General features: G+C 58.4%; 30 protein-coding genes. 14 read left to right on the top strand and 16 right to left on the bottom strand.

The genetic code is table 11. From position 1 onward, the window contains the following. Window positions 1–7: 7 nt before the first annotated feature. A complete protein-coding gene (gene pip / locus KJP28_RS14325) occupies window positions 8–997 on the bottom strand; it encodes a prolyl aminopeptidase (protein WP_218393295.1) in 990 nt (329 codons plus the stop codon). 54 nt (window positions 998–1,051) lie between these two features. Here pip and ubiG point away from each other — a divergent pair, with 54 nt between their 5' ends. Continuing rightward, window positions 1,052–1,798, top strand: coding sequence for a bifunctional 2-polyprenyl-6-hydroxyphenol methylase/3-demethylubiquinol 3-O-methyltransferase UbiG (ubiG, locus tag KJP28_RS14320; protein WP_218393294.1), 747 nt, complete (start codon window positions 1,052–1,054; stop codon window positions 1,796–1,798). A gap of 3 nt (window positions 1,799–1,801) precedes the next feature. Here the strand turns inward: ubiG and KJP28_RS14315 are convergent, their stop codons facing one another. Next, window positions 1,802–2,542, bottom strand: coding sequence for a COG3904 family protein (locus KJP28_RS14315; protein WP_218393293.1), 741 nt, complete (start codon window positions 2,540–2,542; stop codon window positions 1,802–1,804). A gap of 2 nt (window positions 2,543–2,544) precedes the next feature. Continuing rightward, window positions 2,545–3,837, bottom strand: a complete 1,293-nt coding sequence (locus tag KJP28_RS14310) for a hypothetical protein (RefSeq protein WP_255552400.1) — start codon at window positions 3,835–3,837, stop codon at window positions 2,545–2,547. Window positions 3,838–3,977: 140 nt separating this feature from the next. Here KJP28_RS14310 and KJP28_RS14305 point away from each other — a divergent pair, with 140 nt between their 5' ends. Then, complete coding sequence (locus tag KJP28_RS14305; protein ID WP_218393292.1) at window positions 3,978–4,190, top strand: hypervirulence associated TUDOR domain-containing protein; 213 nt, start codon at window positions 3,978–3,980, stop codon at window positions 4,188–4,190. Then, on the top strand, window positions 4,187–5,152 hold the full coding sequence (locus tag KJP28_RS14300) for a DNA topoisomerase IB (protein ID WP_218393291.1): 966 nt from the start codon (window positions 4,187–4,189) through the stop codon (window positions 5,150–5,152). The genes KJP28_RS14305 and KJP28_RS14300 overlap by 4 nt, the downstream gene beginning before the upstream one ends. Here KJP28_RS14300 and KJP28_RS14295 read toward each other — a convergent pair. Genes KJP28_RS14295 through KJP28_RS14280 form a run of 4 tightly spaced genes read right to left on the bottom strand, consistent with a single transcriptional unit; the run spans window position 5,149 to window position 7,423 of the window. Next, complete coding sequence (locus tag KJP28_RS14295) at window positions 5,149–5,595, bottom strand: MarR family winged helix-turn-helix transcriptional regulator (protein ID WP_218393290.1); 447 nt, start codon at window positions 5,593–5,595, stop codon at window positions 5,149–5,151. The genes KJP28_RS14300 and KJP28_RS14295 overlap by 4 nt on opposite strands. Then, window positions 5,592–6,413: a carbon-nitrogen hydrolase family protein gene (locus KJP28_RS14290; protein WP_218393289.1), complete on the bottom strand. Its 822-nt coding sequence runs from the start codon at window positions 6,411–6,413 to the stop codon at window positions 5,592–5,594. The genes KJP28_RS14295 and KJP28_RS14290 overlap by 4 nt, the downstream gene beginning before the upstream one ends. Next, window positions 6,413–6,667: a glutaredoxin 3 gene (gene grxC / locus KJP28_RS14285; RefSeq protein WP_218393288.1), complete on the bottom strand. Its 255-nt coding sequence runs from the start codon at window positions 6,665–6,667 to the stop codon at window positions 6,413–6,415. Before grxC ends, KJP28_RS14290 begins: the two co-directional genes overlap by 1 nt. A 39-nt stretch (window positions 6,668–6,706) precedes the next feature. Then, window positions 6,707–7,423: a ComF family protein gene (locus KJP28_RS14280; protein ID WP_218393287.1), complete on the bottom strand. Its 717-nt coding sequence runs from the start codon at window positions 7,421–7,423 to the stop codon at window positions 6,707–6,709. A 30-nt stretch (window positions 7,424–7,453) separates the two neighbouring features. Here KJP28_RS14280 and KJP28_RS14275 point away from each other — a divergent pair, with 30 nt between their 5' ends. Both KJP28_RS14275 and hemH read left to right on the top strand, forming a co-directional pair. Then, window positions 7,454–8,269, top strand: a complete 816-nt coding sequence (locus tag KJP28_RS14275; protein WP_218393286.1) for a methyltransferase domain-containing protein — start codon at window positions 7,454–7,456, stop codon at window positions 8,267–8,269. Window positions 8,270–8,296: 27 nt separating this feature from the next. Further along, the gene (gene hemH, locus KJP28_RS14270; RefSeq protein ID WP_218393285.1) at window positions 8,297–9,337 is read left to right on the top strand and encodes a ferrochelatase; all 1,041 of its coding nucleotides are present in this window, start codon (window positions 8,297–8,299) and stop codon (window positions 9,335–9,337) included. A gap of 3 nt (window positions 9,338–9,340) precedes the next feature. On the opposite strand, the gene KJP28_RS14265 is transcribed toward hemH, so the two are convergent. Then, window positions 9,341–10,261: a hypothetical protein gene (locus KJP28_RS14265; RefSeq protein ID WP_218393284.1), complete on the bottom strand. Its 921-nt coding sequence runs from the start codon at window positions 10,259–10,261 to the stop codon at window positions 9,341–9,343. Window positions 10,262–10,357: 96 nt separating this feature from the next. Here KJP28_RS14265 and hslV point away from each other — a divergent pair, with 96 nt between their 5' ends. Next, window positions 10,358–10,915 carry an ATP-dependent protease subunit HslV gene (gene hslV, locus KJP28_RS14260; protein ID WP_218393283.1) on the top strand — a complete coding sequence of 186 codons (558 nt, stop codon included), beginning with the start codon at window positions 10,358–10,360 and terminating at the stop codon, window positions 10,913–10,915. Between the two features lie 9 nt (window positions 10,916–10,924). Beyond that, complete coding sequence (hslU, locus tag KJP28_RS14255; RefSeq protein WP_218393282.1) at window positions 10,925–12,235, top strand: ATP-dependent protease ATPase subunit HslU; 1,311 nt, start codon at window positions 10,925–10,927, stop codon at window positions 12,233–12,235. 45 nt (window positions 12,236–12,280) lie between these two features. Here hslU and KJP28_RS14250 read toward each other — a convergent pair whose 3' ends face one another. The 3 genes from KJP28_RS14250 to KJP28_RS14240 are packed head-to-tail and all read right to left on the bottom strand — an operon-like array spanning window position 12,281 to window position 14,574. Continuing rightward, the gene (locus KJP28_RS14250; protein ID WP_218393281.1) at window positions 12,281–12,868 is read right to left on the bottom strand and encodes a Smr/MutS family protein; all 588 of its coding nucleotides are present in this window, start codon (window positions 12,866–12,868) and stop codon (window positions 12,281–12,283) included. Window position 12,869: 1 nt separating this feature from the next. Further along, window positions 12,870–13,910 (bottom strand): murein transglycosylase A, encoded by a 1,041-nt coding sequence (gene mltA / locus KJP28_RS14245; protein ID WP_218393280.1) that lies wholly within the window; start codon window positions 13,908–13,910, stop codon window positions 12,870–12,872. 1 nt (window position 13,911) lies between these two features. Continuing rightward, window positions 13,912–14,574: a Tim44/TimA family putative adaptor protein gene (locus KJP28_RS14240; protein WP_218393279.1), complete on the bottom strand. Its 663-nt coding sequence runs from the start codon at window positions 14,572–14,574 to the stop codon at window positions 13,912–13,914. Window positions 14,575–14,679: 105 nt separating this feature from the next. Between KJP28_RS14240 and KJP28_RS14235 the strand changes: the two genes are divergently transcribed. Then, window positions 14,680–15,177 carry an FxsA family protein gene (locus KJP28_RS14235; RefSeq protein ID WP_218393278.1) on the top strand — a complete coding sequence of 166 codons (498 nt, stop codon included), beginning with the start codon at window positions 14,680–14,682 and terminating at the stop codon, window positions 15,175–15,177. Here KJP28_RS14235 and idi read toward each other — a convergent pair. Beyond that, complete coding sequence (idi, locus tag KJP28_RS14230) at window positions 15,157–15,678, bottom strand: isopentenyl-diphosphate Delta-isomerase (protein ID WP_218393277.1); 522 nt, start codon at window positions 15,676–15,678, stop codon at window positions 15,157–15,159. The genes KJP28_RS14235 and idi overlap by 21 nt on opposite strands. A 102-nt stretch (window positions 15,679–15,780) precedes the next feature. On the opposite strand from idi, the gene secB reads away from it, so the two are divergent. Beyond that, entirely contained in the window at window positions 15,781–16,272 is a 492-nt protein-coding gene (secB, locus tag KJP28_RS14225) for a protein-export chaperone SecB (protein ID WP_218393276.1), read from the top strand. Between the two features lie 13 nt (window positions 16,273–16,285). On the opposite strand, the gene dnaQ is transcribed toward secB, so the two are convergent. Genes dnaQ through KJP28_RS14205 form a run of 4 tightly spaced genes read right to left on the bottom strand, consistent with a single transcriptional unit; the run spans window position 16,286 to window position 18,987 of the window. Then, window positions 16,286–16,978 carry a DNA polymerase III subunit epsilon gene (gene dnaQ, locus KJP28_RS14220; RefSeq protein WP_218393275.1) on the bottom strand — a complete coding sequence of 231 codons (693 nt, stop codon included), beginning with the start codon at window positions 16,976–16,978 and terminating at the stop codon, window positions 16,286–16,288. Next, entirely contained in the window at window positions 16,971–17,561 is a 591-nt protein-coding gene (gene coaE / locus KJP28_RS14215; RefSeq protein WP_218393274.1) for a dephospho-CoA kinase, read from the bottom strand. Before coaE ends, dnaQ begins: the two co-directional genes overlap by 8 nt. Continuing rightward, on the bottom strand, window positions 17,558–18,391 hold the full coding sequence (locus KJP28_RS14210; protein ID WP_218393273.1) for a shikimate dehydrogenase family protein: 834 nt from the start codon (window positions 18,389–18,391) through the stop codon (window positions 17,558–17,560). The genes coaE and KJP28_RS14210 overlap by 4 nt, the downstream gene beginning before the upstream one ends. Further along, window positions 18,388–18,987, bottom strand: a complete 600-nt coding sequence (locus KJP28_RS14205; protein ID WP_218393272.1) for a Maf family protein — start codon at window positions 18,985–18,987, stop codon at window positions 18,388–18,390. The genes KJP28_RS14210 and KJP28_RS14205 overlap by 4 nt, the downstream gene beginning before the upstream one ends. Window positions 18,988–19,520: 533 nt before the next feature. On the opposite strand from KJP28_RS14205, the gene rho reads away from it, so the two are divergent. From rho to KJP28_RS14180, 5 genes are read left to right on the top strand one after another with little or no spacing between them, the layout of a single operon-like run. Continuing rightward, a complete protein-coding gene (rho, locus tag KJP28_RS14200) occupies window positions 19,521–20,789 on the top strand; it encodes a transcription termination factor Rho (protein WP_218393271.1) in 1,269 nt (422 codons plus the stop codon). Between the two features lie 27 nt (window positions 20,790–20,816). Beyond that, on the top strand, window positions 20,817–22,088 hold the full coding sequence (gene mnmE / locus KJP28_RS14195) for a tRNA uridine-5-carboxymethylaminomethyl(34) synthesis GTPase MnmE (protein ID WP_218393270.1): 1,272 nt from the start codon (window positions 20,817–20,819) through the stop codon (window positions 22,086–22,088). Window positions 22,089–22,102: 14 nt separating this feature from the next. After that, the gene (mnmG, locus tag KJP28_RS14190; RefSeq protein ID WP_218393269.1) at window positions 22,103–23,977 is read left to right on the top strand and encodes a tRNA uridine-5-carboxymethylaminomethyl(34) synthesis enzyme MnmG; all 1,875 of its coding nucleotides are present in this window, start codon (window positions 22,103–22,105) and stop codon (window positions 23,975–23,977) included. Beyond that, complete coding sequence (rsmG, locus tag KJP28_RS14185) at window positions 23,974–24,594, top strand: 16S rRNA (guanine(527)-N(7))-methyltransferase RsmG (RefSeq protein ID WP_218393268.1); 621 nt, start codon at window positions 23,974–23,976, stop codon at window positions 24,592–24,594. Before mnmG ends, rsmG begins: the two co-directional genes overlap by 4 nt. Continuing rightward, a complete protein-coding gene (locus KJP28_RS14180; protein WP_418887933.1) occupies window positions 24,587–25,366 on the top strand; it encodes a ParA family protein in 780 nt (259 codons plus the stop codon). Before rsmG ends, KJP28_RS14180 begins: the two co-directional genes overlap by 8 nt. Window position 25,367 lies beyond the last annotated feature (1 nt).

Below are 25,367 nucleotides of genomic sequence, written 5' to 3'. Positions count from 1 at the left end.
TGATCCTTCACAGGCCCAAAGTCGCGCGTTGGCGTGACAGCTTGTCGGTGGTGCGAACCAGTTCGGCCGCAATCCCGGGTTCACTTACCGCGTGGCCCGCGCGCGGAATCATACGGAACTCCGAGGTCGGCCAGGCCTGATGCAGCGCCCAGGCCGATTGCGGCGGACAGATCATGTCGTGGCGACCTTGAACGATTGTGCTTGGGATATGCGCGATCCGGCCCATGTTGGACAGGATCTGCTGTTCATCGCTCAGGAACGCCCGGTTTTGGAAATAGTGGTTTTCGAGCCGCGCAAAGGCGAGGGCGTAATCGGCCGGGCTGTCGATCATCGCGCCGTCGTTTTCGATACTTGCCAGAGCGTTTTCCCACGCAGCCCAAATCCGGGCGTGTTTCAACTCTTCGGCGCGGTTTCCTGAAAACAATCGCTGATGATAGGCTTCGATGAGGTTGCCGTGCTCGTTTTCTGGGATCGGTTCCTTGAAACGCGCCCATAGGTCCGGCCAGAACTGCCCCGCGCCACCACCATAGAACCAGTCGAATTCGCGTTCGGTTGCAAGGAATACGCCCCTGAGCACCAGCCATGCAGCCCGACCCGGATGGGTCTGAGCGTATATGAGGGCAAGAGTGGCACCCCAGCTACCGCCGAATACGATCCAACGATCAATCCCCAGCGTAGTGCGAATAAGCTCGATGTCCTCGATCAAATGCCACGTCGTATTGTACGTGACACTGGCATGAGGGCGCGAACGACCGCAGCCGCGCTGGTCAAACAAAATGATACGGTAACGTTGCGGGTTGAAGAACCGGCGCATGGCAGGGGAACAACCTCCGCCAGGTCCGCCGTGGAACACAATGACGGGAATACCGTCTTCGGCACCGCATTGTTCGACATAGACGGAGTGACCATCTCCGACATCGAGCATCCTGCGGTCCCAAGGTTCTATCGGAGGATAGAGCTTGGCCCCTGCGCTGTTTTTTCCTGCGGCGTGTTCCATCTAGACCTAATATAGGGGGCAGGCACAGGCTTGCCAGAATGAAAGAGGAATACCATGACCACCGCAGAAACGACAGTCGATCCCAGCGAAGTCGCAAAGTTCGAAGCGATGGCAGCAGAATGGTGGGACCCAACCGGGAAATTCAAGCCCCTGCACATGATGAATCCCGTCCGGCTGGACTACATCACGTCGCAGATCGCAGCGGAGTTTGGCCGTGATCTGTCCGACGACAAACCCTTCGCCGGTCTCAGGCTGCTCGACATCGGATGCGGCGGTGGACTTTTGTCTGAACCTATGACGCGGCTTGGGGCCGACGTCGTTGGTGCGGATGCGGCAGCGGGCAACATACCTGTCGCGCAGGTCCATGCGGAGCAATCGGGACTGGCCATCGACTACCGCCACACCACCGCCGAAGTACTCGCGGCGGACGGAGAGCAATTCGACGTGGTCCTGAACATGGAGGTGGTCGAACATGTGGCCGATCCCCAGTCCTATCTCACCGCCTGCCAGGAACTTCTGAAACCGGGCGGACTGATGGTCGCCTCGACGATCAACCGGAACCCCAAGAGTTTTATGGTCGCTATTGTAGGCGCCGAGCATGTGATGCGCTGGCTGCCAAAGGGCACGCATGAGTGGGACAAGTTCATAACGCCGGACGAGTTGGAAGACCTCGCCACCCGCGCAGGGCTTCGGATGGTCGATCGCAAAGGTTTTGTTTTCAATCCGATCTTGTGGAGTTGGTCGATTTCGTCCCGAGACCTGTCGGTGAACTACGTGACCGCAAGCGTGAAGCCGAAATAGACTTTATTCCGTGACGAAAGAATACTCCGTCAGTTCCTCACGCGAGAGCATGTAGATCTGTTCCGGAGGTGTGCGCAAAGCATGTTCCATCACGCCCAACCCGATCCCCATGCGCGCGAGGTGCGCCATGACTTCGGCCTGACCGCGCTGCACGTCTTCGACCGCCATGAACGCGGGCAGGATCGCACTTTCCCCGAAATAATGCTGATGCACGCCGAGTTTCGCGGTTTGCGCGACCGTTCGTGCAACACCGCCAGCAAAGATGTAGGGACAGGCTGAAAGGCAGACGGCGCTTTCCTCCAAAGTGGTGGACATTCCAGAGGCGCGGATCACGTCTCCGATCTCGAGCGCATCAGAAACGGACCCGCCAGTGCTGTTGAGCCGTATCGTCTCGACCCGCTGGCCCGCATTGGCGCGGGTGGCCAGCTCCCCGGTAATCCGATCGCCGTCCCCAACCGCGATTTGTCCGGTCAGGGTTACGGTCGTGCCTTCACCGCTGATTTCCAACCGTTCCGGCATCGGCGCATTGGACGGTGCCCCATCGGGCGACGTGGTCGGGGCGCGGTCCGGTGAATAGGGCCGTGTGGCGGGGCCGGACGGCACCTGACGGGTAAGCGGGTCGATCCGCGGCATTGCGTCGGCGAGGTCGATCACGATCAAAGCGGCGGCGATGGCAACCTGTGCCCCGACGATTCCCAGTATCGCACGCTTGATACCGGTTGGTTGCGCATCAGTCGTGTCCATGACTATTCCGCCGCCCTGAGCACGCGGTCTTCTTTTTCACCATCGTCCGGCGGTGTCGGATCAGGATGATGGTCGGTCAAGTCGAGCCGTCGCGCTGCCTCCAGTGCTGCCCGCATCTCGGACACCGTCATGCGATCCTCTATGGATTGTGCGCCCATGCCCTGCCGGATCGCCGCCTGAGTGACCATGAGCACAAAGACCAGAACGGCGGGCAACAGGTCGATCGCGATCGCTCCAGCCCAAGACGGAACAAAATTGCCAGCATAGCGGATGACTGCATCGGCGGCAGACAAAGGCGTGTATTCGATCTCCTCGCTGTCAGGCAACGCCTGCACCTCGTTCGCCGCCGCTTCAAGCGTGCTCGCGCGGTCAGCCAGAAGGCCCATCACCGAATCGATTGTCGATTGTTGCGCGGCACGTCCAGTATCTGAGCTTGCGTCGAGATCGGGCAGCACGACCGAGTCTCGCAAGTCAGCCGCAGCTCGCGAAACCAAAGGTGCGACATTGAGCTGTCTGAGCTCTGAGATGATGCCCTGCAAACGAACTGCTTCTTCCGCGAAACGAACCGAACGGTCTTCGACCGCACCCGGTTCGACCGTCAGCGCGCGCATCCTCGACAAGATCGCGTTGCCTTGGGAAAACGCGTCGTTCACAGCACTGTCCTGCTCGGCGATTTGCGTCTCTAGACCAGCCAATTCGTCGGATTTCTGGGTAAGCACGCGGAACACCGCGCCGCGACCGGCAAGTCCCGAAAGATCGCCAGTCGCCTCTTGTGCCGACAGGTCTTGAAAGGTTTCGCGCGCCCGTGCCACGTCGCGTTCGAGCGACTGACCGGCGATGGTCTTGGAATGGGCGCGTTCCAGAGCCGTTTGATAAGATTGCGTGGTATGTGCCAGATGCTGCTCGACCGCCGCGGCCCCAGCGAGGGCGGCAGCGTTCAGCCAAGACGACATGGCGACAATTGCAACAGATCCCAGCGCCATCGACAGCATCAGACCGATCCGCGACGCGGCGGACCGCATCGCCGGCAAGAGGCGCAGCATGTATGACCAGAACACGAAGATACCCACAGAGACGGCGAGCGAATAGGAAAGTGCGGCAAAGGTCGTCCAGGCACCGATGTCATCGAGAAGCGATCTGACGCCCAAGTAGGTATAAATTCCCGAAGCCGCCGCCAGGACTCCTAGCGCTAGGCCGGTGAAGCTGTCCAACCACGTCAGGTGGCGTCCCAGCTCTCTGGCATAAACCACCCCCTCGCGCTCACGTCCCGGCGCACGGTCCTCTTGCTTGGTCAAATCGAGCCCTCTCAGCTGTCTGTTCACAAATAGATAAGAGCGAATCGGAGGTATCCCAAGTCACGAGCTTGTTTGGGGCTTCTTCCGAACGGCAGGAACCCCGACGCAGCATTCGACGTTTCACGCCGGGAGGATAAGAAATGAGCGTTAAGACCGGCGATAAAGTAGAATGGGATTGGGGCAACGGCACCGCGTGCGGCACAGTCCGGAGTACATACACGAAAAAGATCACCCGGAAACTGAAAGGCTCGGAATTGACGCGTGAGGGTTCTGATGATAACCCGGCGCTCTATATCGAACAGGATGACGGGGACGGCGTCTTGAAGCTCGCATCCGAGGTGCGCCGCACATGATCGACGGGCTTATTTACTATCCCGATTCCCGGCCTGGCATCTCACGCCATCGACACGGTCGCGGCTTTACTTATCGCGGGCCGGACGGCACGACCATCGCACGCGGCCCGGAACGCAAACGTCTCGAAGCGATGGCGGTCCCTCCTGCCTACGAACGCGTATGGATGTCACCTCGCAAGAATGGACATCTCCTCGCCACTGGTTATGACGCCCGAGAGCGCAAACAGTACCGTTATCACCCTGAATGGACGGAAGCCCGGTCGCGCACCAAGTTCGACGATCTCGCATCGTTCGGTCGCTGCCTGCCCGCGATCCGCCGTCGGGTTGCGCGTGACTTGGCTGACGACGCGGGGGAACGTGATTTTGCCCTCGCCGCCTGCGTCGCGCTCGTCGACAAACTGGCGATCCGGGTGGGCGACAAGAGCTATGCCACTGAAAACGGATCGTATGGCGCAACCACGCTCCAAAGACGTCATGTACGCGCGACCAAAGACGGCATATCGCTTAGCTTCACCGCGAAGGGCGGACAAAAGGTCCGCGAAAAGGTGGACGATAAACGTCTCATGAAAGCTCTCGAAGCGTGCCGCGACTTGCCCGGTGCTGACCTTTTGACGTGGCTCGACGATGACGGCGTTGCGCACGGCGTCTCGTCTCATGCCCTCAACGCCTATCTTTCTGAGGCGTCAATGTGCGACGGGGTCACAGCCAAGACCTTTCGCACCTGGGCGGGGACCTTGGCTGCTTTTCGACTGGTCGAAGCAGGCGAAGCAAACACCATAAAGTCCATGTCAGAAGCAGCGGCGGAACGGTTGAACAACACCGTCACCGTCGCGCGCAATAGCTACATCCACCCGGATGTGATTGACCTTGCGGGCGTGGAGGCGCCCAAACTGCCGAAACCGGCACGTCTACCGGGTCTGGTCGCAGGCGAAGGCGCGCTCCTTGCGTTTCTCGAACGCTAGCCCAACTCGTCGAACTTCGTGCGCACTTCGCGTAGCACCGGGAGAACCGAACGCACCTTTTCGGAACCGATCTGCTCCACCACATCTCCTATGATTGGAGTAATCGCGGCAAGCGCCGCATCACGCGCCTTGCGTCCAGCCGGTGAAATAGTGACTTGTTTGCGCCTCGCATCATCCCAATCCGGGTGAATGTGAACATGGCCGGCCCATTCGAGTTTGTTCAATGTATTGGTCATCGCGCCTCTTGTGACGTGGAACGATTTGGCCAGTTGTGCCGGCGACCGAGGCTCTCCGGCTCGTGCCAGATGGTTGAGGACCGAAAAATGGCTCAACTCCATACCCTTAGGCAACGCTTTCGACAGCGCCGTGCGGGCCAATTGGTCGGCCATGAACATCTCTGAGAACAAGGCCACCGGCAGGCTGTCTTTTGGATTGTCGTTCATGCGGGACCGTCGAACTCCCGGTCATGTGCAAGGGAGGGAATGCGTTGGCGCGACCTTTCCACGTCTGCAAGGTCAAGATCAACCAAAGTTATTCCAGGATCGGTTCCGCCATCCGCAATGACTTCGCCCCAGGGTGAAACAACGAGAGAATGACCGTACGTCGCCCGCTTCGGCGTATTCTGCCCGGATTGGGCCGGCGCAATAACGAAACAGCCGTTTTCGATTGCACGGGCCCGGAGCAACACCTCCCAGTGTGATCGGCCCGTTACAGGCGAGAATGCTGAGGGGACGGTCAGAAAGCGCGCACCCGCCTTGGCAAGCGCTCGATACAAATGCGGGAAACGGATATCGTAACAGATACTCAGGCCAACGTCGGTTCCGTCGACCTTTGCTAGGACGGACTTGGATCCCGGACGATAGCCCGCGCTCTCACGGTAGCTTTCGGTTTCGGAGACATCGACGTCGAACATATGAATCTTGTCGTATCGCGCCGCCACGTTACCAAGCGGGTCGATAAGCAAGGATCTGTTTACGAACCTCCCGCGCGTGTCGTCCGGCTTCAAGGCGAGTGAGCCGATCAAAAGCCATATGCCCGCCTTTTCTGCTTCGGTCCGCAAGCATTCCAACGTCTCGTCGTGAGCTTCGGTCCTGAGCACTTCGTGCTGCCGGATGCCGCTGGTGGACACGCAGTTGGTTACTTCTGGAGTAAGCACGAATGTTGCGCCCGCGGAAGCGGCCTGTCGAACGAGTCCCACCGTTGCAGGAAGGTTCTTTGCAGGATCATCACCTGAACAAAGCTGTACGACACCTACGCGCATCAGGGCACGAGCATGGAGTCGAGTTTCCCGGCACGGTCGAGTTCATAGAGCTCGTCGCAGCCGCCAATGTGGGTCTCACCAATCCAGATCTGGGGCACCGTGTGGCGGCCGGACTTGTGCATCATTTCCTGCCGCAACGCTGAATCGCGACCCACATCAATTTCATCGAACTCGACCTCTTTGGCCTTGAGCAGACGTTTCGCGGCCGCACAAAACCCGCAGAACTGCGTGGTATAGATCGTAACTGTTGTCATAAGATATCCTCGCTGGGCGATACGCCCGTTGTGGGACATCTAGGTATCCTTCGCAACGCGCGCCAGTGTCACAATATTGACTTCCGATGCTCCGGCAGATCGTGCTGCCTCCGTTGCGGACGCCAATGTTGCGCCCGATGTCATGACGTCGTCAACGATCAGAACGTTTTTGCCGTCTAGCACGAGGCTCTTGCTGGGATGGGGACGAAACGCTTCCTGCATGTTCGCGAACCGGGAATCCAGATCCTTTCCTTCCTGTGTTTCACCGCTTTTGACCCTGACCAAGGCGTTTGGCGCAAAGGTAAGGCCTTTCGATCGCGCTATCGCACGACCGAGTTCTGCAGCCTGATTGTATTTGCGGCGAAACATCCTCGTCCAATGTGAGGGAACCGGGACGACAACCGAAGAGGACGCGATCAAGGGCTCGGCCGCTCGGGCCATCCACTCTGCTGCGGCGGGAACGATGTCGAGCCTGTCTGCGTGTTTCAGAGCGAGTACGAGTTTCCGGCCCTTCCCGCTATAAACAAGCGCCGTTCGGCCCTTCGACCACGGTCGTGCAATGGCGATACAGTCATCGCAATAGTCCACTTCCCCGTCAGTTTCGCCGGGCAACGACACCCCACATTTGTCGCAGACATGCCCAAGCACGAATTGCGTTTCACGCCAGCACGGGCCGCACAACCCGCCGTCGCCTTCAACGATCTCTCCGCAACTGGCGCATTGAGCCGGGTAGATGGCCCGGACGAGCGATTGCATTTCACGCGCCTCCTCTTATGGTCACGCGCCATGACCCAGCGCCTGACCGACCCTGACCGACTTTCCCTGACCCGCGCCCGTGCCACGGAGGACGGCATGTTCCTGCAGGAAGAAGCGGCATTCGAGGCTCAGGATCGCTTAGCTGAGGTTAACAAACGGTTTACAAGACCGGCCGTCGTGACGGCTTTTCCAGAAATCTGGAGGCGCTTTTTCAGTGGGGCGCGGATTGTGGCGGACACCGAGACGCTCGATTTGACTCCGGGTGCGCATGACCTGGTCATCCATGGTCTGTCGCTCCATTGGGCGAACGATCCCGTGGGACAACTCATCCAGTGTTTCCGGGCGCTGGAACCGGACGGGTTCTTTCTGGGCGTGATGTTCGGGGGAGAAACGCTTTCCGAACTGCGTGCCGTGCTGGCCGAGACCGAAATCGCGCTTTCCGGCGGACTGTCGCCCCGGCTCTTGCCAATGGGCGAATTGCGCGACTTGGGTGCGCTCCTCCAAAGAGCGGGCTTCGCGCAACCGGTGGCCGACAATTCCAAACGAACCGTCACATATTCAGATGCACTGGCGCTGCTTCACGATCTTCGGAAAATGGGCGAAGGCAACGCGCTCGCCACCCGCTCGAGCCGAACCCCACGCGCTCTGTTTCCAGCCGCAGCCGCGCGATACGCCGAAGCGTTTCAGGACGCGGAAGGGCGGATACCTGCGACATTCGACCTTGTATTTCTCGCAGGTTGGGCTCCGCATGAAAGCCAGCAGAAACCGCTTCGACCCGGGTCTGCCAAGGCCCGGCTTGCCGATGCGCTACGGGTCGATGAAACCAAGTTGAAAGACGGGCCGTAACAGGCGAAGCCAAGCCAGGGACAGAGAATGAAAACTGATCACATGCCCGAAGACCATCCGCAGGTCCCGATGCCGAAGACCGGCGTACTGTTCTCCAACCTCGGGACGCCCGACAATTACGACTACTGGTCGATGCGCCGTTACCTGAACGAGTTCCTGTCGGACAAGCGCGTCATCGACTATCCGGCGTGGAAGTGGCAGCCGATCCTGCAAGGCCCGATCCTGACGATCCGCCCGTTCCGTTCCGGCGCGAACTACAAGACGATCTGGAACCACGACAAGGGCGAGAGCCCGCTGATGACGATCACCCGAAACCAGGTGGCAAAGCTCGACGCCGTCCTCACCGAACGCTTCGGCGAACAGGTCATGGTCGATTTCTGCATGCGGTATGGCAACCCATCAACCCGCTCCAAGGTAGATGCGATGGTGGCAGCCGGCTGTACCCGCATCCTGTTCTTCCCGCTCTACCCGCATTATTCCGCTACAACCTCGGGCACCGCGAACGACCAGTTTTTCCGAGCGTTGATGGCGCAAACCCGGCAACCCGCAGTGCGAACCGCGCCCGAGTATTTCGACCGCGCCGACTATATCGACGCGCTCGCAAAATCGGTCGAGCGTGTCTATCCGAGCGAAGTCGACGCGCCCGAACGCCTGATCTGCTCCTATCACGGGATGCCGGAGCGCTACCTGATGGAGGGCGACCCCTATCATTGCCAATGCCAGAAAACGACACGGCTATTGACCGAGCGACTGGGTTGGTCGGCAAGCCGCATCCAGACTACGTTCCAATCGGTGTTCGGACCCGAAGAATGGCTGAAACCCTACACGGTCGAAGAAGTCGCGCGCCTCGCCAAGGAAGAAGGCGTGAAGCGCATCGCGGTCATGGCGCCTGCATTCTCGGCCGATTGCATCGAAACGCTAGAAGAAATTCAGGGCGAGATCTGCGAGGCGTTCGAAGAGGCGGGGGGCGAGAGTTTCACTTACATTCCCTGCCTCAACGATGATGACGCGCATATTACGGCATTGACCAGCGTGGTGACAGAAAACCTCAACGGTTGGCTGGATTAGAGACTAAACCATCCAACCATGGTCACGACACGTGGCGAGGATCTTCGCCTCGGCTTCACCCTCGACATCCGCCTTGATCGAATTGAGTTGGAGGAACCAAAAAAGGTACCTGGCGTAGTCCGGCGTCACCTCTTGTGCCCTGCGCCACGCCTCCGATGCCCCGAGTTTCGCGACGCGCTGCATTTGGTGATGGAAATCACTCTCGCCGTAAAGGACTGCTGGTTTTTGGAAGAAGAACCCTGACAATGCTGCGGCCGAGTTTTGCGTCACCACCAGATCGCAGGATCGAAGCGCGTCATCCATCCCACCGGTCTGGATTTTTACACGAGAGTCGGCGGCGGCAGTCTCCTCAAGCGCTTTTCGTTCAGCCTTGGAATACGTTTCGCCGGGGTGAAGCCCCAGAAGAATACGCAGGTCCCCCGCGCGCTCTTGCACGTCGCGGACCATGTCGAGCGGCGACATGGTCTGAAACGAGCGATGGTCCGCAAGCCTACCTTGCAGTGCGACGTAAACCATGCCGCTCTGTTCCGCGATTTCCGGGCCACGCTTGAAGAGCCAGCGTCGCCACTTCTCGAACCATTGTTGCGCGACAACCGTGTCTATTCCGCCCGGATCAAAAGGTTTTCGGGCGACCTCGAACTCCCACCTCTTGGCGGTCTTCTCGATCCTCCAGAATGGAAAATAATAGGCTTTGCGCATGGTCAGCGCCTTGGAGTGGAACGGGTCATCCATCAGAAAAAGCGAGTAGCCGTTCCGCGCTCCCGATTTCATCCGCTCTTCAAACGAATTTCGGCGCAGTTCGACGCGATATCCGGCCTCCTTGAACGCTTTGCTGACCCTCGCGCAGAAGCCGAATGTCCCCTGGCGCGCCTGCCAGAGCATCGTTTCGTCCAGATAGATCCGCAGGATTTTCGCCTCGCTCATGCGCCGGACCCTAGCCGTGCGCCGCGCCGGGTCAAGCGCGGTGGTTGTCGCGGCATCACCGGGGGTCCATATAAGCGAAAAGCCAAAGGAGGCATCATGGCCGAGAACGAATTCCCGGGTTGGCACGGCACCACGATTTGCGGCGTGCGCAAGGGTGGTGAAGTGGTGATTGCAGGCGACGGGCAGGTAAGCCTGGGCGACACCGTAATCAAAGGTTCGGCCCGTAAGGTCCGTAGACTTTCGCCGGGCGGGTACGACATTGTCTCAGGTTTCGCAGGTTCGACGGCCGATGCCTTCACCTTGCTTGAACGGCTTGAAACCAAGCTTGAGCAAACGCCTGGCCAGCTGGCTCGTGCCTGTGTCGAACTGGCCAAGGATTGGCGCACCGACAAATACCTTCAGAAACTCGAGGCCATGCTGATCGTGACGGATGGAACGGATCTGTTCGTCGTGACCGGTGCAGGCGACGTGCTCGAGCCGGAACATGACGTGGCCGCGATCGGATCGGGCGGGAACTATGCCCTCGCCGCGGCGCGCGCCATGATCGACACCGACAAGAACGCCGAGACGATCGCTCGCGAAGCGATGGCGATTGCCTCTGACATTTGCGTTTACACCAACGGCAACCTGACCGTTGAAAAAATCTCCAAATAAGAGGCGGATATGACCGACCTGACCCCCCGCGAGATCGTGAGTGAGCTCGACCGTTTCATCATCGGCCAACGTGACGCAAAACGCGCGGTCGCCGTGGCGCTGCGCAACCGATGGCGGCGCAAGCAGCTGTCCGACGATCTGCGCGACGAAGTCTACCCGAAGAATATTCTGATGATCGGGCCGACGGGCGTCGGCAAGACCGAGATTTCCCGGCGACTTGCCAAACTCGCCCGCGCTCCGTTCATTAAAGTTGAAGCCACCAAATTCACCGAGGTGGGTTACGTTGGACGCGATGTCGAGCAGATCGTCCGAGATCTGGTGGATAGTGCGATCATCCAGACGCGCGAATATATGCGGGACGAGGTCAAATCCGCGGCCGAGCACAATGCCGAGGAACGCGTGATCTCGGCTCTGGCAGGCGACGGTGCTCGCGACGGGACGCGCGAGATGTTCCGAAAGAAGCTTCGAAGTGGCGAGCTCGATGACACCATGATCGAGCTTGACGTTCAGGATCAATCGGGCGGCGGTCTGCCGATGATGGACATTCCCGGCCAGCCCGGAATGTCGATGGGCGCGATGAATCTGGGCGACATTTTCGGAAAAGCCTTCGGTGGTCGAACCGTGCGGAAGAAGATGAGCGTGGCGGAAAGCTACGACATTCTTATGGGTGAAGAAGCCGACAAGCTTTTGGACGACGAGAGCGTGAACAAGGCGGCGTTGGAAAGTGTCGAACAGAACGGCATCGTATTTCTCGATGAAATCGACAAGGTGTGTGCGCGCTCCGATGCGCGTGGTGGTGATGTAAGTCGCGAAGGCGTTCAGCGCGACCTGCTCCCTTTGATCGAGGGCACGACGGTCTCGACGAAGCATGGTCCGGTCAAGACCGACCACATATTGTTCATCGCCTCTGGCGCTTTTCACATCGCCAAGCCCTCGGACCTCTTGCCGGAACTTCAAGGCCGGTTACCGATCAGGGTCGAGTTGCGCGCGCTGACCGAAGACGACTTTGTTGCGATTCTGACAGAAACCGACAACGCGCTGACCCGCCAGTATTCCGCGCTCATGGGGACCGAAGAAGTGACCGTGACGTTCACTGAAGACGGGATCAAGGCGCTCGCCCGGATCGCTGCCGAGGTGAACACGTCGGTCGAGAACATCGGCGCTCGGAGGCTGTACACCGTCATGGAAAGAGTCTTCGAGGAACTCAGCTTCAACGCCCCCGACAAGGCGGGCGAGGAAATCACTGTAGACGCAGGTTTTGTCGAGGCGAATCTCGGCGAGTTGATGCAAAGCGCGGATGTCAGCCGCTACATGCTTTGACCTGCCTAAGGAGAAAGTCGCGCTTAGGCCCCCGTCCCGTACGTTTCAGCGCTGCCGCCTCAAGTAAACGTAGTACGCACCCATGCCACCGTGTTTCGCATGCGCTTCCGTATATTGCAGCACATGTGGCCTGAGAGGCGGGGTTCTCAGCCAGTGGGGGACCTGATGACGTAACGCGCCGTGGCGTTCGGGGATTGGTCCAGTGTCGTGGCGCGGTTTGCCCTTTCCGGTGATGACCAGGACGAACCGCCGACCATCCGCTACTGCCTCGAGGATGAAACCGATCAGCGCCGGGTGCGCCTGCGCCAACGTCATGCCGTGCAGGTCGATCCTCGCCTCCGGCTTCATCTGCCCACGCTTCATTCTTTGGAACCGTTTTCGATCCATCACCACCGGTTGGGCGGCGACCTGCTCGTTGATCGGGGCCGCGGTGTCATGCGCGGGAGGAGCAACCTTGGCCTTCTGCCCGATTCTGAAACGTGGTGAACTCGTAACCGTTATAGGCTGGATAAGAGCCTTTTCTGCACTTTCCGTCGCGGGCTGCGTTGGATGAAGCGGTGTTGCGTCTTGCACGACCTTCTCCCACAAGGCCCGCTCCTCATCACTCAAATTACGAGGCGTTCGACGGGCCAAACTAGTCCTCCTCCGGTGCGATCGCATACGCACGTTGTATCGGGAGCAGTACGACCATTCGTCCGGCGTCTTTGATCCGCCCGGCTTCCTTTCCAGCCAGGTCACCCGTGCCCCAGAAAATATCAGCGCGCTGCGCCCCTTTGATCCGCGATCCTGTGTCCTGCGCGACCATGAGGCGGGAGAATGGTTGTGCACCTTCTTTTTCGATCCAAACCGGTGCGCCCAAAGGGGTGAACGCTGGATCAACGGCGAGCGTCCGATGCGCAGTGATTGCCCGGTTCATCGCGCCGACCGGGCCACTTTCGGGCTGCAAATGCTCGCGTTTCACGAAGAAGACGTAGGAGGGGTTGTGCGACAGGAGACCGCGGCCTTCCGTCGGATTGCGCCGCACCCAATTCTTGATGACCGCCGCCGAGACCTGGTGCTTGTCATATACGCCACGGCGCACAAGTTCATCGCCGAGCGATTTGAACGTGTGGCCATTGTGCCCACCGAAGCCCAGACGCAGCGACGATCCATCAGGCAGCCTGATCCGCCCTGAACCCTGAATTTGCAGAAATTGGAGATCGACCGGGTCTTCGACCCAGGCAATTTCCAGCCCACGTCCGGCAAGGATTCCATCCTCTTCGATCTGCTGACGGGTATAGTTCCGCGCCCCCGACGCGACCTCGCGTGGCATACGGTAGACTGGGACGTTGAACCGGTAGCTTCGCGAAAGCGAGCCAGGGATTTCCGGCTCGTAATATGCGGTGAAAAGGGGTTGCTGTCCGTCCTCGATCAGGACCGGACGAAAGAAAAGTTCAAAAAAATTCTTCGGAGGTCCCTGGAACCCAAAGCCCAGCGCACAGACTGGCCGCCATTGAGGATCGTCCAACAATTCGCAGGTGTGCAGAAAAGCCTCGAGCGCGGCATGGTGGTCGTCTTGTTGCCAACCGTTCAGGTCTTCGAACGGGAGAATTGCGATCTCGGCTTCGTCCAATTCGGCGCGGGCGGGCCCTGCGAACGCGATGACCGCGGCGACGAGACACGCGACCGCGCGCATCTCAACCGCCCGTTGCGACCAGTTGCCAGTTCGGGTTGTCCGATCCCATGATACGGGCGAAAGTCCAGATGTCTTTCTGCTTCTTCACCTCGTTCGGGCTTCCCTCGACAATCTCGCCGCTCTTGTCACGCACGACCGAGGTCAGTTCTCCCACGAATTTGACGGTGATTTCGCCTTCACTGGTTTCCGGATCGAACTCGGCCTCTACGAGCTTCATCTCGCGGACGCCGACAAAATTCGCATCAATAGTCAGCCCCTGTTTCTCGCGCTCTTCGACCACTGTCGCGAAGCTTTCATAGACTTCGGTCGACAGGAAGGGCTGGATCGCAGCCATCTCGCCGGCTTCGAATTTCATCAGGATCATCTCGTATGCGCCACGTGCGCCCCCCAGAAACTCGCTGACCGAGAAACTCGGCTCGGCGGATTTCATCTGAGCCAACGCCTCGGCATTGTCGCTTCCGTCTTCAACGTGGTCTGTGATGTCGGTATCCGGGCCACCTTCAATCACCTCGAACCGGTCGCGGTTCTTGATGCGCGTCGCTTCGTCGCGTGTCACCACGGGTTTTTCGAACCCTTCGCGCGTTCCCAGCACGTCACGCAGGCGCAGGATCAGGAAAATTGCGATCGCGGCGAGGACGATCAGTTGGATGACGGGAGTTGACATTCTTACCTCTTTTCGGGACGCGGTTTGAAACGGGCGCCGTTGAGCCATATGTAGGCATTGGCTCGGGCCAAGTCCACTGGCCCGCAATACTTGAATGAGGATGCCATGTGGCTTCTGTTTGCGTTCATCGCGGTTCCGCTCATTGAAATCGGCCTGTTCATTCAGGTCGGTGGTTGGCTCGGCCTGTGGCCGACACTGCTGATCGTTCTGGTTACGGCGATCATCGGTTCCTGGATGGTTCGTCAACAGGGTGCGTTGGCTTTGGGTCAGGTGCGTGACAGCTTCAACCAGCTTTCCGATCCGTCCGAGCCGTTAGCGCATGGCGCAATGATCCTTTTTTCAGGCGCACTCCTGCTTACTCCCGGCTTTTTCACCGACACCGTCGGGTTCTTGCTTTTGATACCGGCTTTCCGCGCCTTCGCGTTTCGCGAAATCAAGAAGCGGATCAAAGTGCAGAGCTATTCCAGTTTCACGGTTCACGAGACCCATCGCCCGCATCGACCTGGCGAGGATGTGATTGACGGTGAGTTCGAAGATGTGACGCCCGACAAAAAGCCGACACATACGCCGGTCCAGGGCCCGTCAGGCTGGACCAAACACTGACAACTTGTGGTCTGCGAGGTAAATGCGCAGCCAGGGCGTAAAGCGTTCCGGATGCGTTGCAACTTCTCGCTCAAGTTCCGCCAGCTCGATCCAGCGCACGCCATCAACCTCATCAGGGTTTAGTGTCAGCGCCGGGCGTTTGTCGGTCTGAACCAGAAACAGGTCCACGACCTCGTGTTCAATCATCCCTCCGCCGACCTCGGCTCGGTATTCGATCTGATCTCTCCAGATCGGTGAGACTCCCGAGATTCCAAGTTCTTCGGCCAATCGCCGCACCGCGCAGTCTTCAGGCGTTTCGTTCCATGATGGGTGGGTGCAACAGGTGTTCGCCCAGAGGCCCGGCGTATGATATTTTCCGGCCGCACGCTGCTGTATCAGGATCTCGTCGTCGTGAACCAGAAACACCGACACCGCCCTGTGGCGCAGCCCATTGAGGTGAGCAGCAATTTTTTCGACCGGCCTCAGTTCGCCGTCGATCCAGGCGGGTATCATGTCTTTCATTCTTCGCTGATAGCCTGCGACGATCGGCGAGGAAAGGGTGGGCGTTGAGGCCCGTCAGCCTAGCTGATAGAAAGTCGCGAGATTTCATTCAGGAGGCCGGAAATGGCGGACGAAAACGGCGCGGGCGCCGCACAGCAACAACCCCAGATCGGGATGAAGATCCTCGGTCAGTATATTCGCGATATGTCCTTCGAGAACATCCTCGTTCAAAAGGGTGTCACGGGCGAAGTTCAGCCAGAGCTGAAGGTTGAAGTCGCAATGGATGCCAAGAAACGCACGGCTGAAAATCAGTATGAAGTGCTGACGAAATACAAGGTTACATCGACGAACAAAGACGGTGGTGCGCAACTCTTCATTCTCGAGCTGGAATACGCCGGCTTGTTTCTTATCGAGAATGTGCCGGACGATCAGCTTCACCCATTCCTGCTCATTGAATGTCCGCGTCAGCTTTTCCCCTTCGCGCGCCGTATCGTATCGGACGTGACCCGGGATGGCGGCTTTCCCCCGGTCAATCTCGACAACGTCGACTTCGTGGCCCTCTACCGTCAGGAGCTCGCGCGTCGGCAGCAGGCTGAAGCAACGCCGACGAATTGACCTTTTTCCAGGATCACGCCCTTTTCCAAAGGGCGTTTTCCCCCAGCTTCTCGACGAAAGCCTCGTGAGCTGACGTTTCGGTTTCGGTAAGCCGAGGCGGAAGGGCATCTGGCCTAGGGCGCGGGCGCCAATTGCTGTCAGCCACGCCAGACGTGGCTGACCGTTCAACGCCACCACCGAGCACAAGATCAGGCTGACGCCCGCCGATCAACTCCAGGTACACTTCTGCGAGGATCTCGCTGTCAAGCAACGCCCCGTGCAACTCACGGTGCGAATTGTCTATCCCGAAACGGCGACACAGCGCGTCGAGAGAATTGCCCGCTCCGGGAAACTTCTTTCGCGCAATCATGAGTGTGTCGATCGCCTGATCGTCGGGTATCAAACGTCGTTTGCACCACCCGAGTTCGGCATTGAGAAACGGCACATCAAATTTCGCGTTGTGAATGACCAGCTTCGACGTTCCGATGAATTCGAGAAACGCGTCGGCGATCTCTTCGAACACCGGAAAGTCCCGTAGAAACTCTTCGGACAGCCCGTGAACCTGAAACGCGCCATCGGGCATGTCACGTTTCGGGTTTATGTATTGGTGATACGTGCGACCGGTCGGCATGTGGTTCATCAACTCGACACAGCCGATTTCCACCATACGGTCGCCTGTCATTGGATCGAAACCCGTGGTTTCCGTATCCATCACGATTTCACGCATTCAATTTACCTCGAATATCCTCGAGCACTGATCGCACGGCATCCCGGGCTTTCTCAAGTGTCACCGTCTCGATCACGTAATCTGCGCGATCGCGTTTCTCGGCGTCCGGCATTTGTTTGGACAAGATGGTTTCGAACGTCGCCTCGTCCATAGTGCCACGGTCGAGCACGCGCGCGCGCTGTACGTCAGACGGCGCTGTGACAACGACGACTGCATTCATACCCGCCGCGCCGCCGCCTTCGAAAAGCAACGGAATGTCCAATAGCACGATGTCTGCGTCGGTTTCGGTCAAGAACGCCTGACGATCCTGTGCAACAAGTGGGTGAACCACGGCTTCGATCTGGGCGAGAGCAGCGCTATCCCGTGCGATCCAGTCCTTCAACGCCTGCCGATTTACGGCTCCATCCACGACCGCCTCGGGGCAGAGTTCACGGATCGGTGCGACCGCCGCGCCGCCGCGTGCATATAGCCGATGCACCGCAGCGTCAGCATCCCAGACCGGTACACCTTCTTCCGCGAACATCTGCGCTGTGGTGGATTTACCCATGCCGATGGAGCCGGTCAGGCCGAGAATGAAGGTCATGTCATCAACGCCTGCCGGATATTGTCATCGACGGGTGGACGTTGCCCGAACCAGCGCTCGAAACTTGGAGCCGCCTGATAGAGGAGCATTCCGACCCCATCGGCCACGCGACAGCCATACGCCGCCGATTGGCGCAAGAACCGGGTGTCAGGAGGATTGATGGTCAGGTCACAAGCGACCGCCCCCGGAGCGAGCCCGTCCATTGGCACGCGGAATTCGGACATTCCCTCACGCCCCAAAGGAGTTGCGTTGACGACAAGCCCGGCACCATCCGCAAGATTGCCTGCTTTCAACCAATCGAACACCTTGATCCTGGACCCGAATTCATGCCGGAGCATTTCAGCTTTCGGTCGGTTCCGCGACGCTATCCTGATCTCTTCGACCCCGACCTCCATCAAAGCCGTGACCACGACCCGCGCAGCACGACCGGCGCCATAGATTGCAGCGGGGCCCGCCTTGGGATTCCAGTCCGGTACCGATTGACGCAGATTCTCGATGAAGCCGTACCCATCAGTATTGTCGCCGTGAAACTTTCCGTCCTTACGAAAAATGATGGTGTTGACGCCCGACATGAGCGCAGCGCGGTCGGTGATGATGTCGACAACGTCCATGATCTGATGCTGATAGGCGGGCGCGACATGCAGCCCCATGAAACCGGCTTTCGGCAAGGCCGCGATGACCTGCTCCAAGTCTTCGGGCATCACTTCGAGAAGCAGGTAACGTCCGTGCACTCCGGTCGCAGTGAACCAGGCCCGGAATACGCTCGGCAACACGCTGGTTTCGCCCGGCGGAACCAGCACGGCCGCAAGTGGCCTGCCTGCTTCGTTCATATCGCCACCTCTTCTCTTGCGATGAGATAGGACAACAGTTCAATGAGCGGTAAGCCAAGTACATCAAAGTAAGACCCCGAAACTTGGGCGAAAAGCCGCACACCCTCTTCCTCGAGTTTGTAGGCACCGACCGAATGCCGAATGGAATCCCAGTTTCGTGACACGTAATCCTCGATGTAGGACTGGCTCAAAGCGCGCATCGTCATGCGTACGACGCCGACATGTCGCCACAATGGCTCGTTCTGGTGATAGATCACCGCAGCTGACAAAAGCTGATGAGTCTCTCCTGATAACCGAGAAAGCTGATCGCATGCTTCGTCGGGGGTCGCAGGTTTCGCCAGCACGTTCTTTCCAAGCGCTGCGACCTGATCACACCCCAATACCAGCGACTCAGGGTTCTTCGTTCCGCCTTTGCGCGCCTTGTATTCCGCGAGGGTGTCGGCCATGTCCCGCGGACTTGCGCCTTCTGCCTCCATCCCCGCCCGAATCGACTCTTCATCGACTCGCGCGGGCACGACCGAGAACGTAAGCCCTGCATTCCGAAGAAGCGTGGCACGAATTTCGGACCCGGAGGCAAGGATCAGGTCTGCAGGCATGTTGGCAACCTTGTGGAAAATCTCTGTTTGTTCCGGCGTGCGCGATTGTGCACCCGATGGGAGAAAAAGTGAATCCCAGCCCGTTCGCAGCTTTCCGACATTTCATCCCTCACCGACGCCACATGTGAACTCTGAATCATGTGGGTCGTGGACAGTTCTCTTTGTGCCCAAAAAGTTGCATTGCATAATCCACACACTTCATTTCTGTTAAATATTTGATTTTGATAGGAAATTTAGATACTATCTGGATTTATCGCCCGCCTTTCCCAGCCTCTGGAAGTGTGTGGACAGCTCAGGGAACAACTCGGTAATCCCCACAATCCACAAGCCCTACAATCTTCAAAAACCTTTTCTAAATATCATTTTTATTTTTTGTGAGGATCAGCGCGTATCCAAGAACGCCTTGCTAAGAAGGGCCAGATTGACTTGTGAAAGACTGCGCCCTATATCGTTGCGCCAAGCGGTCGTCCGACCGAAGTCTTTCCACGAACAATATAGACAAGGCGCTTTGACGCCGATTTCTGGTGATACCAATGACTGAACGTTTGAACCTGTCTGACCTGAAATCGCAGAGTCCGAAGGACCTCCTTGCGATGGCCGAAGGCCTTGAGGTCGAGAACGCATCGACCATGCGCAAAGGCGAAATGATGTTCCAGATCCTTCAGGCACGCGCCGAGGACGGCTGGGAAATCGGCGGAGATGGCGTTCTCGAAGTTCTGCAGGACGGCTTCGGCTTTCTGCGTTCCCCCGAAGCGAACTATCTTCCCGGCCCGGACGATATCTACATGTCGCCCGACATGATCCGAAAACATTCGTTGCGCACCGGCGATACGGTCGAGGGCGTGATCGCCGCACCGGGCGAAAACGAAAACTACTTCGCGATTACCAAGGTCGAGAAGATCAACTTCACCGATCCGGAAACAGCCAAGCACAAAGTGGCTTTCGACAACCTGACGCCGCTGCACCCGGACGAGCGGCTGAAGATGGAGCTGGATGATCCGACGTCCAAGGATCGCTCGGCCCGGATCATCGACCTTGTGGCACCTATCGGTAAAGGCCAGCGTTCTCTGATCGTCGCGCCGCCACGCACGGGTAAGACCGTGCTCTTGCAGAACATCGCCCAGTCAATCTCGCTCAACCACCCCGAGGTCTATCTCATCGTTCTCCTGATCGACGAGCGGCCAGAGGAAGTCACCGACATGAAACGGTCGGTAAAAGGCGAGGTCGTGGCATCGACCTTCGACGAACCGGCTTCGCGCCACGTCGCGGTGTCAGAAATGGTCATCGAGAAGGCCAAGCGTCTTGTTGAACACAAGCGCGATGTCGTCATCTTGCTCGACTCGATCACCCGACTGGGTCGTGCTTTTAACACGACCGTACCCTCGTCAGGCAAAGTGCTCACGGGTGGCGTAGACGCCAACGCGCTCCAGCGCCCGAAGCGGTTCTTTGGTGCTGCACGGAATATCGAAGAAGGCGGGTCACTGACGATCATTGCGACCGCCCTGATCGACACGGGCTCGCGCATGGACGAAGTGATCTTCGAGGAGTTCAAGGGCACTGGTAACTCCGAGCTCGTTCTCGACCGCAAAGTTTCGGACAAGCGCATTTTCCCGGCTATCGACATTCTCAAGTCGGGAACTCGAAAAGAAGAGCTGTTGGTCGACTCGAAAGATCTGCAAAAAACCTACGTGCTCCGTCGCATCCTCAATCCAATGGGGACTACAGATGCGATCGAGTTCCTGATCTCGAAGCTCAAGCAGACCAAGAACAACGACGAGTTCTTCGACTCGATGAATGCTTAATCCCTGTTTTAAAACAACAGGTTAAACATGGATACGATTTTTGCACTCGCTACATCACGTGGCAAGTCCGGCGTTGCCGTCATCCGGGTATCCGGTCCAGACGCACTGATTGCGGGTCGTCGGATCGCGGGGTCTTTGCCATCACCGCGCGTATCCGCAGTGCGGACGTTGGAAGGTGAAGACGGCCCGATCGACGAAGCGTTGATCCTGACTTTTTCTGCCCCTCATAGCTTCACCGGTGAAGACGTGGTGGAATTTCAGGTTCATGGCTCGACGGCCGTGGTGAATACCCTTCTCGACACATTGGGGCGGATCGACGGATTGCGCCACGCGGAGCCAGGAGAGTTCACCCGACGAGCGTTGGAGAATGAGCGCCTTGACCTGGCACAGGTCGAAGGCCTTGCCGATCTGATCGACTCCGAGACAGAGGCTCAACGTCGCCAGGCGCTGCGCGTGTTATCCGGGGCATTGGGACAAAAAGCTGAATCCTGGCGCACCGATTTGATCCGGGCTGCGGCTCTGCTCGAGGCGACCATCGACTTCGCCGATGAAGAGGTGCCGGTCGATGTTTCGCCGGACGTGTTCGACCTGATCGACCGGACTCGTTCGAGCCTAGAATCCGAGGTTGAAGGCGCCAAGATTTCCGAACGCATCCGCGAGGGGTTCGAAGTCGCCATTGTCGGAGCACCCAATGCTGGCAAGTCAACGCTGCTGAATGCGCTGGCAGGGCGCGAGGCAGCGATCACGTCAGACATCGCCGGCACGACGCGCGATGTGATAGAGGTGCGGATGGACCTTGAGGGCTTGCCGGTTACGATGCTGGACACGGCAGGACTTCGCGACAGCACGGACAAGATCGAGCGCCTGGGCGTAGAGCGTGCCAAGGAACGCGCGCTTGGCGCCGACCTCAGGATCTTTCTTTTGTCCGGTGAGCCTCTGGATCTCGAGCCGCTTGACGATGACATCCTGGTTGAAGGTAAGGCGGATATTACGGGCCGTGGTGTATCTGGAAAGACAGGGGAGGGTATCGACTTCCTTGTGAGCCAGGTAACCAAGATCTTGTCCGAGAGGGCTGCTGGGTCCGGTACAGCAATCCGCGCAAGGCATCGCCACGCGATAATACATGCGCGAGAGGCTTTGGAAAAAGCCCGAATCGAGGTAGAGAGCGGCTCTGATCGCTCGGAGATTGCGGCCGAAGAATTGTGGTCCGCGATACGCGCGTTGGATTCGCTGGTCGGGCGGGTCGATGTCGAGAACGTCTTGGATGAAATATTCGCCAGTTTCTGCTTAGGGAAATAGGCGAAAGGTTGGGAGTGTTTCACGTGAAACATTCATACGATGTCATTGTCGTCGGTGGAGGTCACGCCGGTGCAGAAGCCGCCCTGGCGTCAGCGCGGAGTGGAGCGCAGACCGCGCTTGTGACTCTTCGGCGCAGCGACCTTGGCGTGATGTCTTGCAACCCTGCAATCGGTGGGCTGGGCAAAGGTCATTTGGTGCGCGAGGTCGACGCGCTTGACGGCGCAATGGGGCAGGCGGCAGATCGGGCGGGAATTCAGTTCCGCCTGCTCAATCGGTCCAAGGGACCAGCCGTGCAGGGTCCACGTGCGCAGGCAGACCGCAAGCTATACCGTGCAGCGATGGCAGAAATCGTCGCATCGACCGAGAACCTCGAGATCGTCGAAGGCGAAGCGACAGAACTCGTAATGCATGGTGATCAGGTCACCGGGCTTCGCCTAGGGGATGGATCGGAGCTGATCGCGCGTGCTGTGGTGCTCACGACTGGCACATTTCTACGCGGCATTATTCACATCGGTGAAGAAAGGCGTGAAGGCGGACGTATGGGTGACCGACCGTCGATACGCTTGGCGGAGCAAATCGATTCGTTCCAATTGCCGCTTGGCCGGCTCAAGACAGGAACGCCACCAAGGCTTGATGGTCGCACGATTCGATGGGATGCGCTTGACTTGCAGCCGGCGGATGAAGAGCCGGAGATGTTCTCGTTCTTGAACAAAAGGCCGTTTGTCCGCCAGATCGCTTGCGGTATCACCCACACGAATACCCGGACCCATGACATCATCTCGGCCAATTTAACCAAGTCCGCCATGTATGGCGGGCACATCGATGGTGTCGGTCCGCGGTACTGTCCGTCGATCGAAGACAAAGTGGTTCGCTTTGCCGAGAAGGAATCCCACCAGGTCTTCCTCGAGCCCGAAGGATTGGACGATCACACGGTGTATCCCAACGGGATTTCGACGTCGTTGCCTGTCGACGTGCAGGAGGCCTATGTACGCTCGATATTTGGATTGGAGGATGTAAAAATTCTCCAACCAGGGTACGCGATTGAGTACGACTACGTCGATCCTCGAGCGCTGCGGCAAACTTTCGAACTTCGCAACGTGCCGGGCCTATATCTAGCGGGTCAGATCAACGGGACCACGGGATATGAGGAAGCGGCGGCGCAAGGTCTGGTTTCTGGTCTGAATGCAGCTAGGGCAGCACTCGGGCGGGAGCCCGTAATCTTCTCGCGGGCGACATCGTACATCGGTGTCATGATCGACGATCTCGTGACGCGGGGTGTGACCGAGCCCTACCGTATGTTTACGTCTCGCGCCGAGTTTCGCCTTGCCTTGCGGGCTGACAATGCGGACCAACGGCTGACCCCGCTTGCCATAGAGCTTGGCGCGATCTCCGCGAAACGCCAGGAAGCTTTCAATCGGAAAATGGAACGGCTTTCGGCCGCAACACATGCCTTGACCGCTCAAACCTTTACGCCGCAGCAGGTGAATGCAGTCGGGGGGAATGTGCGTGAAGATGGGACGCGTCGCTCGGCATACGACCTCTTGTCTATTCCGGGGCTGACTTTCGATCACATTGAAAAGTTGGACGACTCCTTTGCGACGATCCAAGCGGGAACGCGGGCTCAAGTAGCGAAAGATGCTTTATACGCGAAGTATATCGAACGGCAGAAACGCGAAGTCGAAGCCATGCAACGCGACGAAGGCCAAGCCATTCCCGAGTCATTTGACTATAGTTCGCTGGATGGACTGACAAAGGAGCTGGCAGGCAAGCTAGCGCAAACCCGGCCCGAAACTTTGGCACAGGCAGGCAGGATCGAGGGGATGACGCCCGCGGCATTGACCTTGATCCTTGCAAAAGTTCGTCAGGCGCAACGCGCCAAGAGCGCATGACAGCGGAATTTTTTGCGGACCAGGTCGATGTTTCACGTGAAACACTGGAGCGGCTCGAGATCTACGCGCGACTTATCGAGCGGTGGAATCCGAAAATTAATCTGGTGTCGCGCAGAACCCTGGACGATCTCTGGAACCGTCATTTCCTCGATTCCGCGCAGGTCTTTGATGCCGCGCCGCTAAACGCTTCGACGTGGGCTGATCTTGGGACAGGGGGCGGATTTCCTGGCCTTATCGTTGCGATCATGGCGGCAGATGTGAGACCCGACTTGCGAGTGACTTGCGTCGAAAGCGACTCGCGAAAGGCGACGTTTCTGCGCACGGTTCTCAGAGAAACCGGCGTTTCGGCGACGGTCCTGAACAAACGGATTGAGGCGGTCGAGCCACTCGCTGCCGATGTCGTCAGCGCACGGGCACTCGCTCCATTACCCAGGTTGTTGGATTTTGCGGACAGACATCTTGCCGAGAATGGGACAGCCCTGTTTTCTAAAGGTGAGGGCTACGAGAAAGAGTTCCAGGATGCGCTTGAAACGTGGCGTTTTCAGGTCGATAAGATACCGAGCCGGACGAATTCAGAAGCCGTCATTTTGAGAGTTGGAGAGATCGAGCGTGCCTGATCCCAAGATCATCGCTGTTACCAATCAAAAGGGCGGTGTCGGCAAGACGACCACGGCCATCAACCTTGCTGCGGCTCTGGCGATGGCCGGTCAGAAGGTCTTGATCGTCGACCTCGATCCGCAGGGAAACGCGTCGACCGGGCTCGGCATCGAGCCGCAGGACCGGCTGATGACGACCTATGATTTGCTGCTGGAAGAGGCACCTCTACAAGATGTAGTTCGAGAAACAGGCATCGAAGGCTTGATGATTGCGCCAGCGACCACCGATCTCTCCTCTGCCGACATCGAACTGGTGGCCAATGAGAAGCGGTCGCATCTGCTCCATGATTCCCTTCGAGCGGTCGATGCGCAGGCGCTTTCGTTCGATTATGTTCTGATAGACTGCCCGCCGTCGCTGAACCTCTTGACGGTCAACGCATTGGTGGCCAGCCACTCGGTATTGATCCCGCTCCAATCCGAGTTTTTTGCGCTCGAGGGTTTGAGTCAACTCATGTTGACGATCCGCGAAGTTCGCGAAGCGGCCAATCCGCGTTTGCGGATCGAGGGTGTGGTGCTGACCATGCACGACAGCAGGAACAACCTTGCCCAGCAGGTAGAAGCGGACGCGCGGGAAACCTTGGGCGAACTGGTGTTCAAGACGGTCGTGCCGCGCAATGTACGGGTCAGCGAAGCCCCGTCTTTCGCGCTGCCGGTGATATCTTATGACCCGACATCGAAAGGCAGCCAGGCTTATGTTGCGTTGGCACAGGAATTGACCGCGAAGGCGGGATGAG

This window comes from Maritimibacter dapengensis (assembly GCF_019218265.1).
Lineage (GTDB): Bacteria > Pseudomonadota > Alphaproteobacteria > Rhodobacterales > Rhodobacteraceae > Maritimibacter > Maritimibacter dapengensis.
This window is presented reverse-complemented; position numbering and strand designations above follow the sequence as displayed.

What these genes read in the sequence shown, in the direction of transcription:
- KJP28_RS14305 (WP_218393292.1), top strand. Translation starts at nt 3,978, where the DNA reads ATGAGCGTTAAGACCGGCGATAAAGTAGAATGGGATTGGGGCAACGGC.
- rho (WP_218393271.1), top strand. Translation starts at nt 19,521, where the DNA reads ATGACTGAACGTTTGAACCTGTCTGACCTGAAATCGCAGAGTCCGAAG.
- KJP28_RS14295 (WP_218393290.1), bottom strand. Translation starts at nt 5,595, where the DNA reads ATGAACGACAATCCAAAAGACAGCCTGCCGGTGGCCTTGTTCTCAGAG.
- dnaQ (WP_218393275.1), bottom strand. Translation starts at nt 16,978, where the DNA reads ATGCGTGAAATCGTGATGGATACGGAAACCACGGGTTTCGATCCAATG.
- secB (WP_218393276.1), top strand. Translation starts at nt 15,781, where the DNA reads ATGGCGGACGAAAACGGCGCGGGCGCCGCACAGCAACAACCCCAGATC.
- KJP28_RS14235 (WP_218393278.1), top strand. Translation starts at nt 14,680, where the DNA reads ATGTGGCTTCTGTTTGCGTTCATCGCGGTTCCGCTCATTGAAATCGGC.
- KJP28_RS14240 (WP_218393279.1), bottom strand. Translation starts at nt 14,574, where the DNA reads ATGTCAACTCCCGTCATCCAACTGATCGTCCTCGCCGCGATCGCAATT.
- KJP28_RS14290 (WP_218393289.1), bottom strand. Translation starts at nt 6,413, where the DNA reads ATGCGCGTAGGTGTCGTACAGCTTTGTTCAGGTGATGATCCTGCAAAG.
- pip (WP_218393295.1), bottom strand. Translation starts at nt 997, where the DNA reads ATGGAACACGCCGCAGGAAAAAACAGCGCAGGGGCCAAGCTCTATCCT.
- idi (WP_218393277.1), bottom strand. Translation starts at nt 15,678, where the DNA reads ATGAAAGACATGATACCCGCCTGGATCGACGGCGAACTGAGGCCGGTC.
- mltA (WP_218393280.1), bottom strand. Translation starts at nt 13,910, where the DNA reads ATGCGCGCGGTCGCGTGTCTCGTCGCCGCGGTCATCGCGTTCGCAGGG.
- rsmG (WP_218393268.1), top strand. Translation starts at nt 23,974, where the DNA reads ATGACAGCGGAATTTTTTGCGGACCAGGTCGATGTTTCACGTGAAACA.
- KJP28_RS14275 (WP_218393286.1), top strand. Translation starts at nt 7,454, where the DNA reads ATGACCCAGCGCCTGACCGACCCTGACCGACTTTCCCTGACCCGCGCC.
- mnmE (WP_218393270.1), top strand. Translation starts at nt 20,817, where the DNA reads ATGGATACGATTTTTGCACTCGCTACATCACGTGGCAAGTCCGGCGTT.
- KJP28_RS14210 (WP_218393273.1), bottom strand. Translation starts at nt 18,391, where the DNA reads ATGAACGAAGCAGGCAGGCCACTTGCGGCCGTGCTGGTTCCGCCGGGC.
- grxC (WP_218393288.1), bottom strand. Translation starts at nt 6,667, where the DNA reads ATGACAACAGTTACGATCTATACCACGCAGTTCTGCGGGTTTTGTGCG.
- KJP28_RS14205 (WP_218393272.1), bottom strand. Translation starts at nt 18,987, where the DNA reads ATGCCTGCAGACCTGATCCTTGCCTCCGGGTCCGAAATTCGTGCCACG.
- coaE (WP_218393274.1), bottom strand. Translation starts at nt 17,561, where the DNA reads ATGACCTTCATTCTCGGCCTGACCGGCTCCATCGGCATGGGTAAATCC.
- KJP28_RS14280 (WP_218393287.1), bottom strand. Translation starts at nt 7,423, where the DNA reads ATGCAATCGCTCGTCCGGGCCATCTACCCGGCTCAATGCGCCAGTTGC.
- KJP28_RS14265 (WP_218393284.1), bottom strand. Translation starts at nt 10,261, where the DNA reads ATGAGCGAGGCGAAAATCCTGCGGATCTATCTGGACGAAACGATGCTC.
- KJP28_RS14300 (WP_218393291.1), top strand. Translation starts at nt 4,187, where the DNA reads ATGATCGACGGGCTTATTTACTATCCCGATTCCCGGCCTGGCATCTCA.
- hslV (WP_218393283.1), top strand. Translation starts at nt 10,358, where the DNA reads ATGGCCGAGAACGAATTCCCGGGTTGGCACGGCACCACGATTTGCGGC.
- hslU (WP_218393282.1), top strand. Translation starts at nt 10,925, where the DNA reads ATGACCGACCTGACCCCCCGCGAGATCGTGAGTGAGCTCGACCGTTTC.
- ubiG (WP_218393294.1), top strand. Translation starts at nt 1,052, where the DNA reads ATGACCACCGCAGAAACGACAGTCGATCCCAGCGAAGTCGCAAAGTTC.
- KJP28_RS14315 (WP_218393293.1), bottom strand. Translation starts at nt 2,542, where the DNA reads ATGGACACGACTGATGCGCAACCAACCGGTATCAAGCGTGCGATACTG.
- hemH (WP_218393285.1), top strand. Translation starts at nt 8,297, where the DNA reads ATGAAAACTGATCACATGCCCGAAGACCATCCGCAGGTCCCGATGCCG.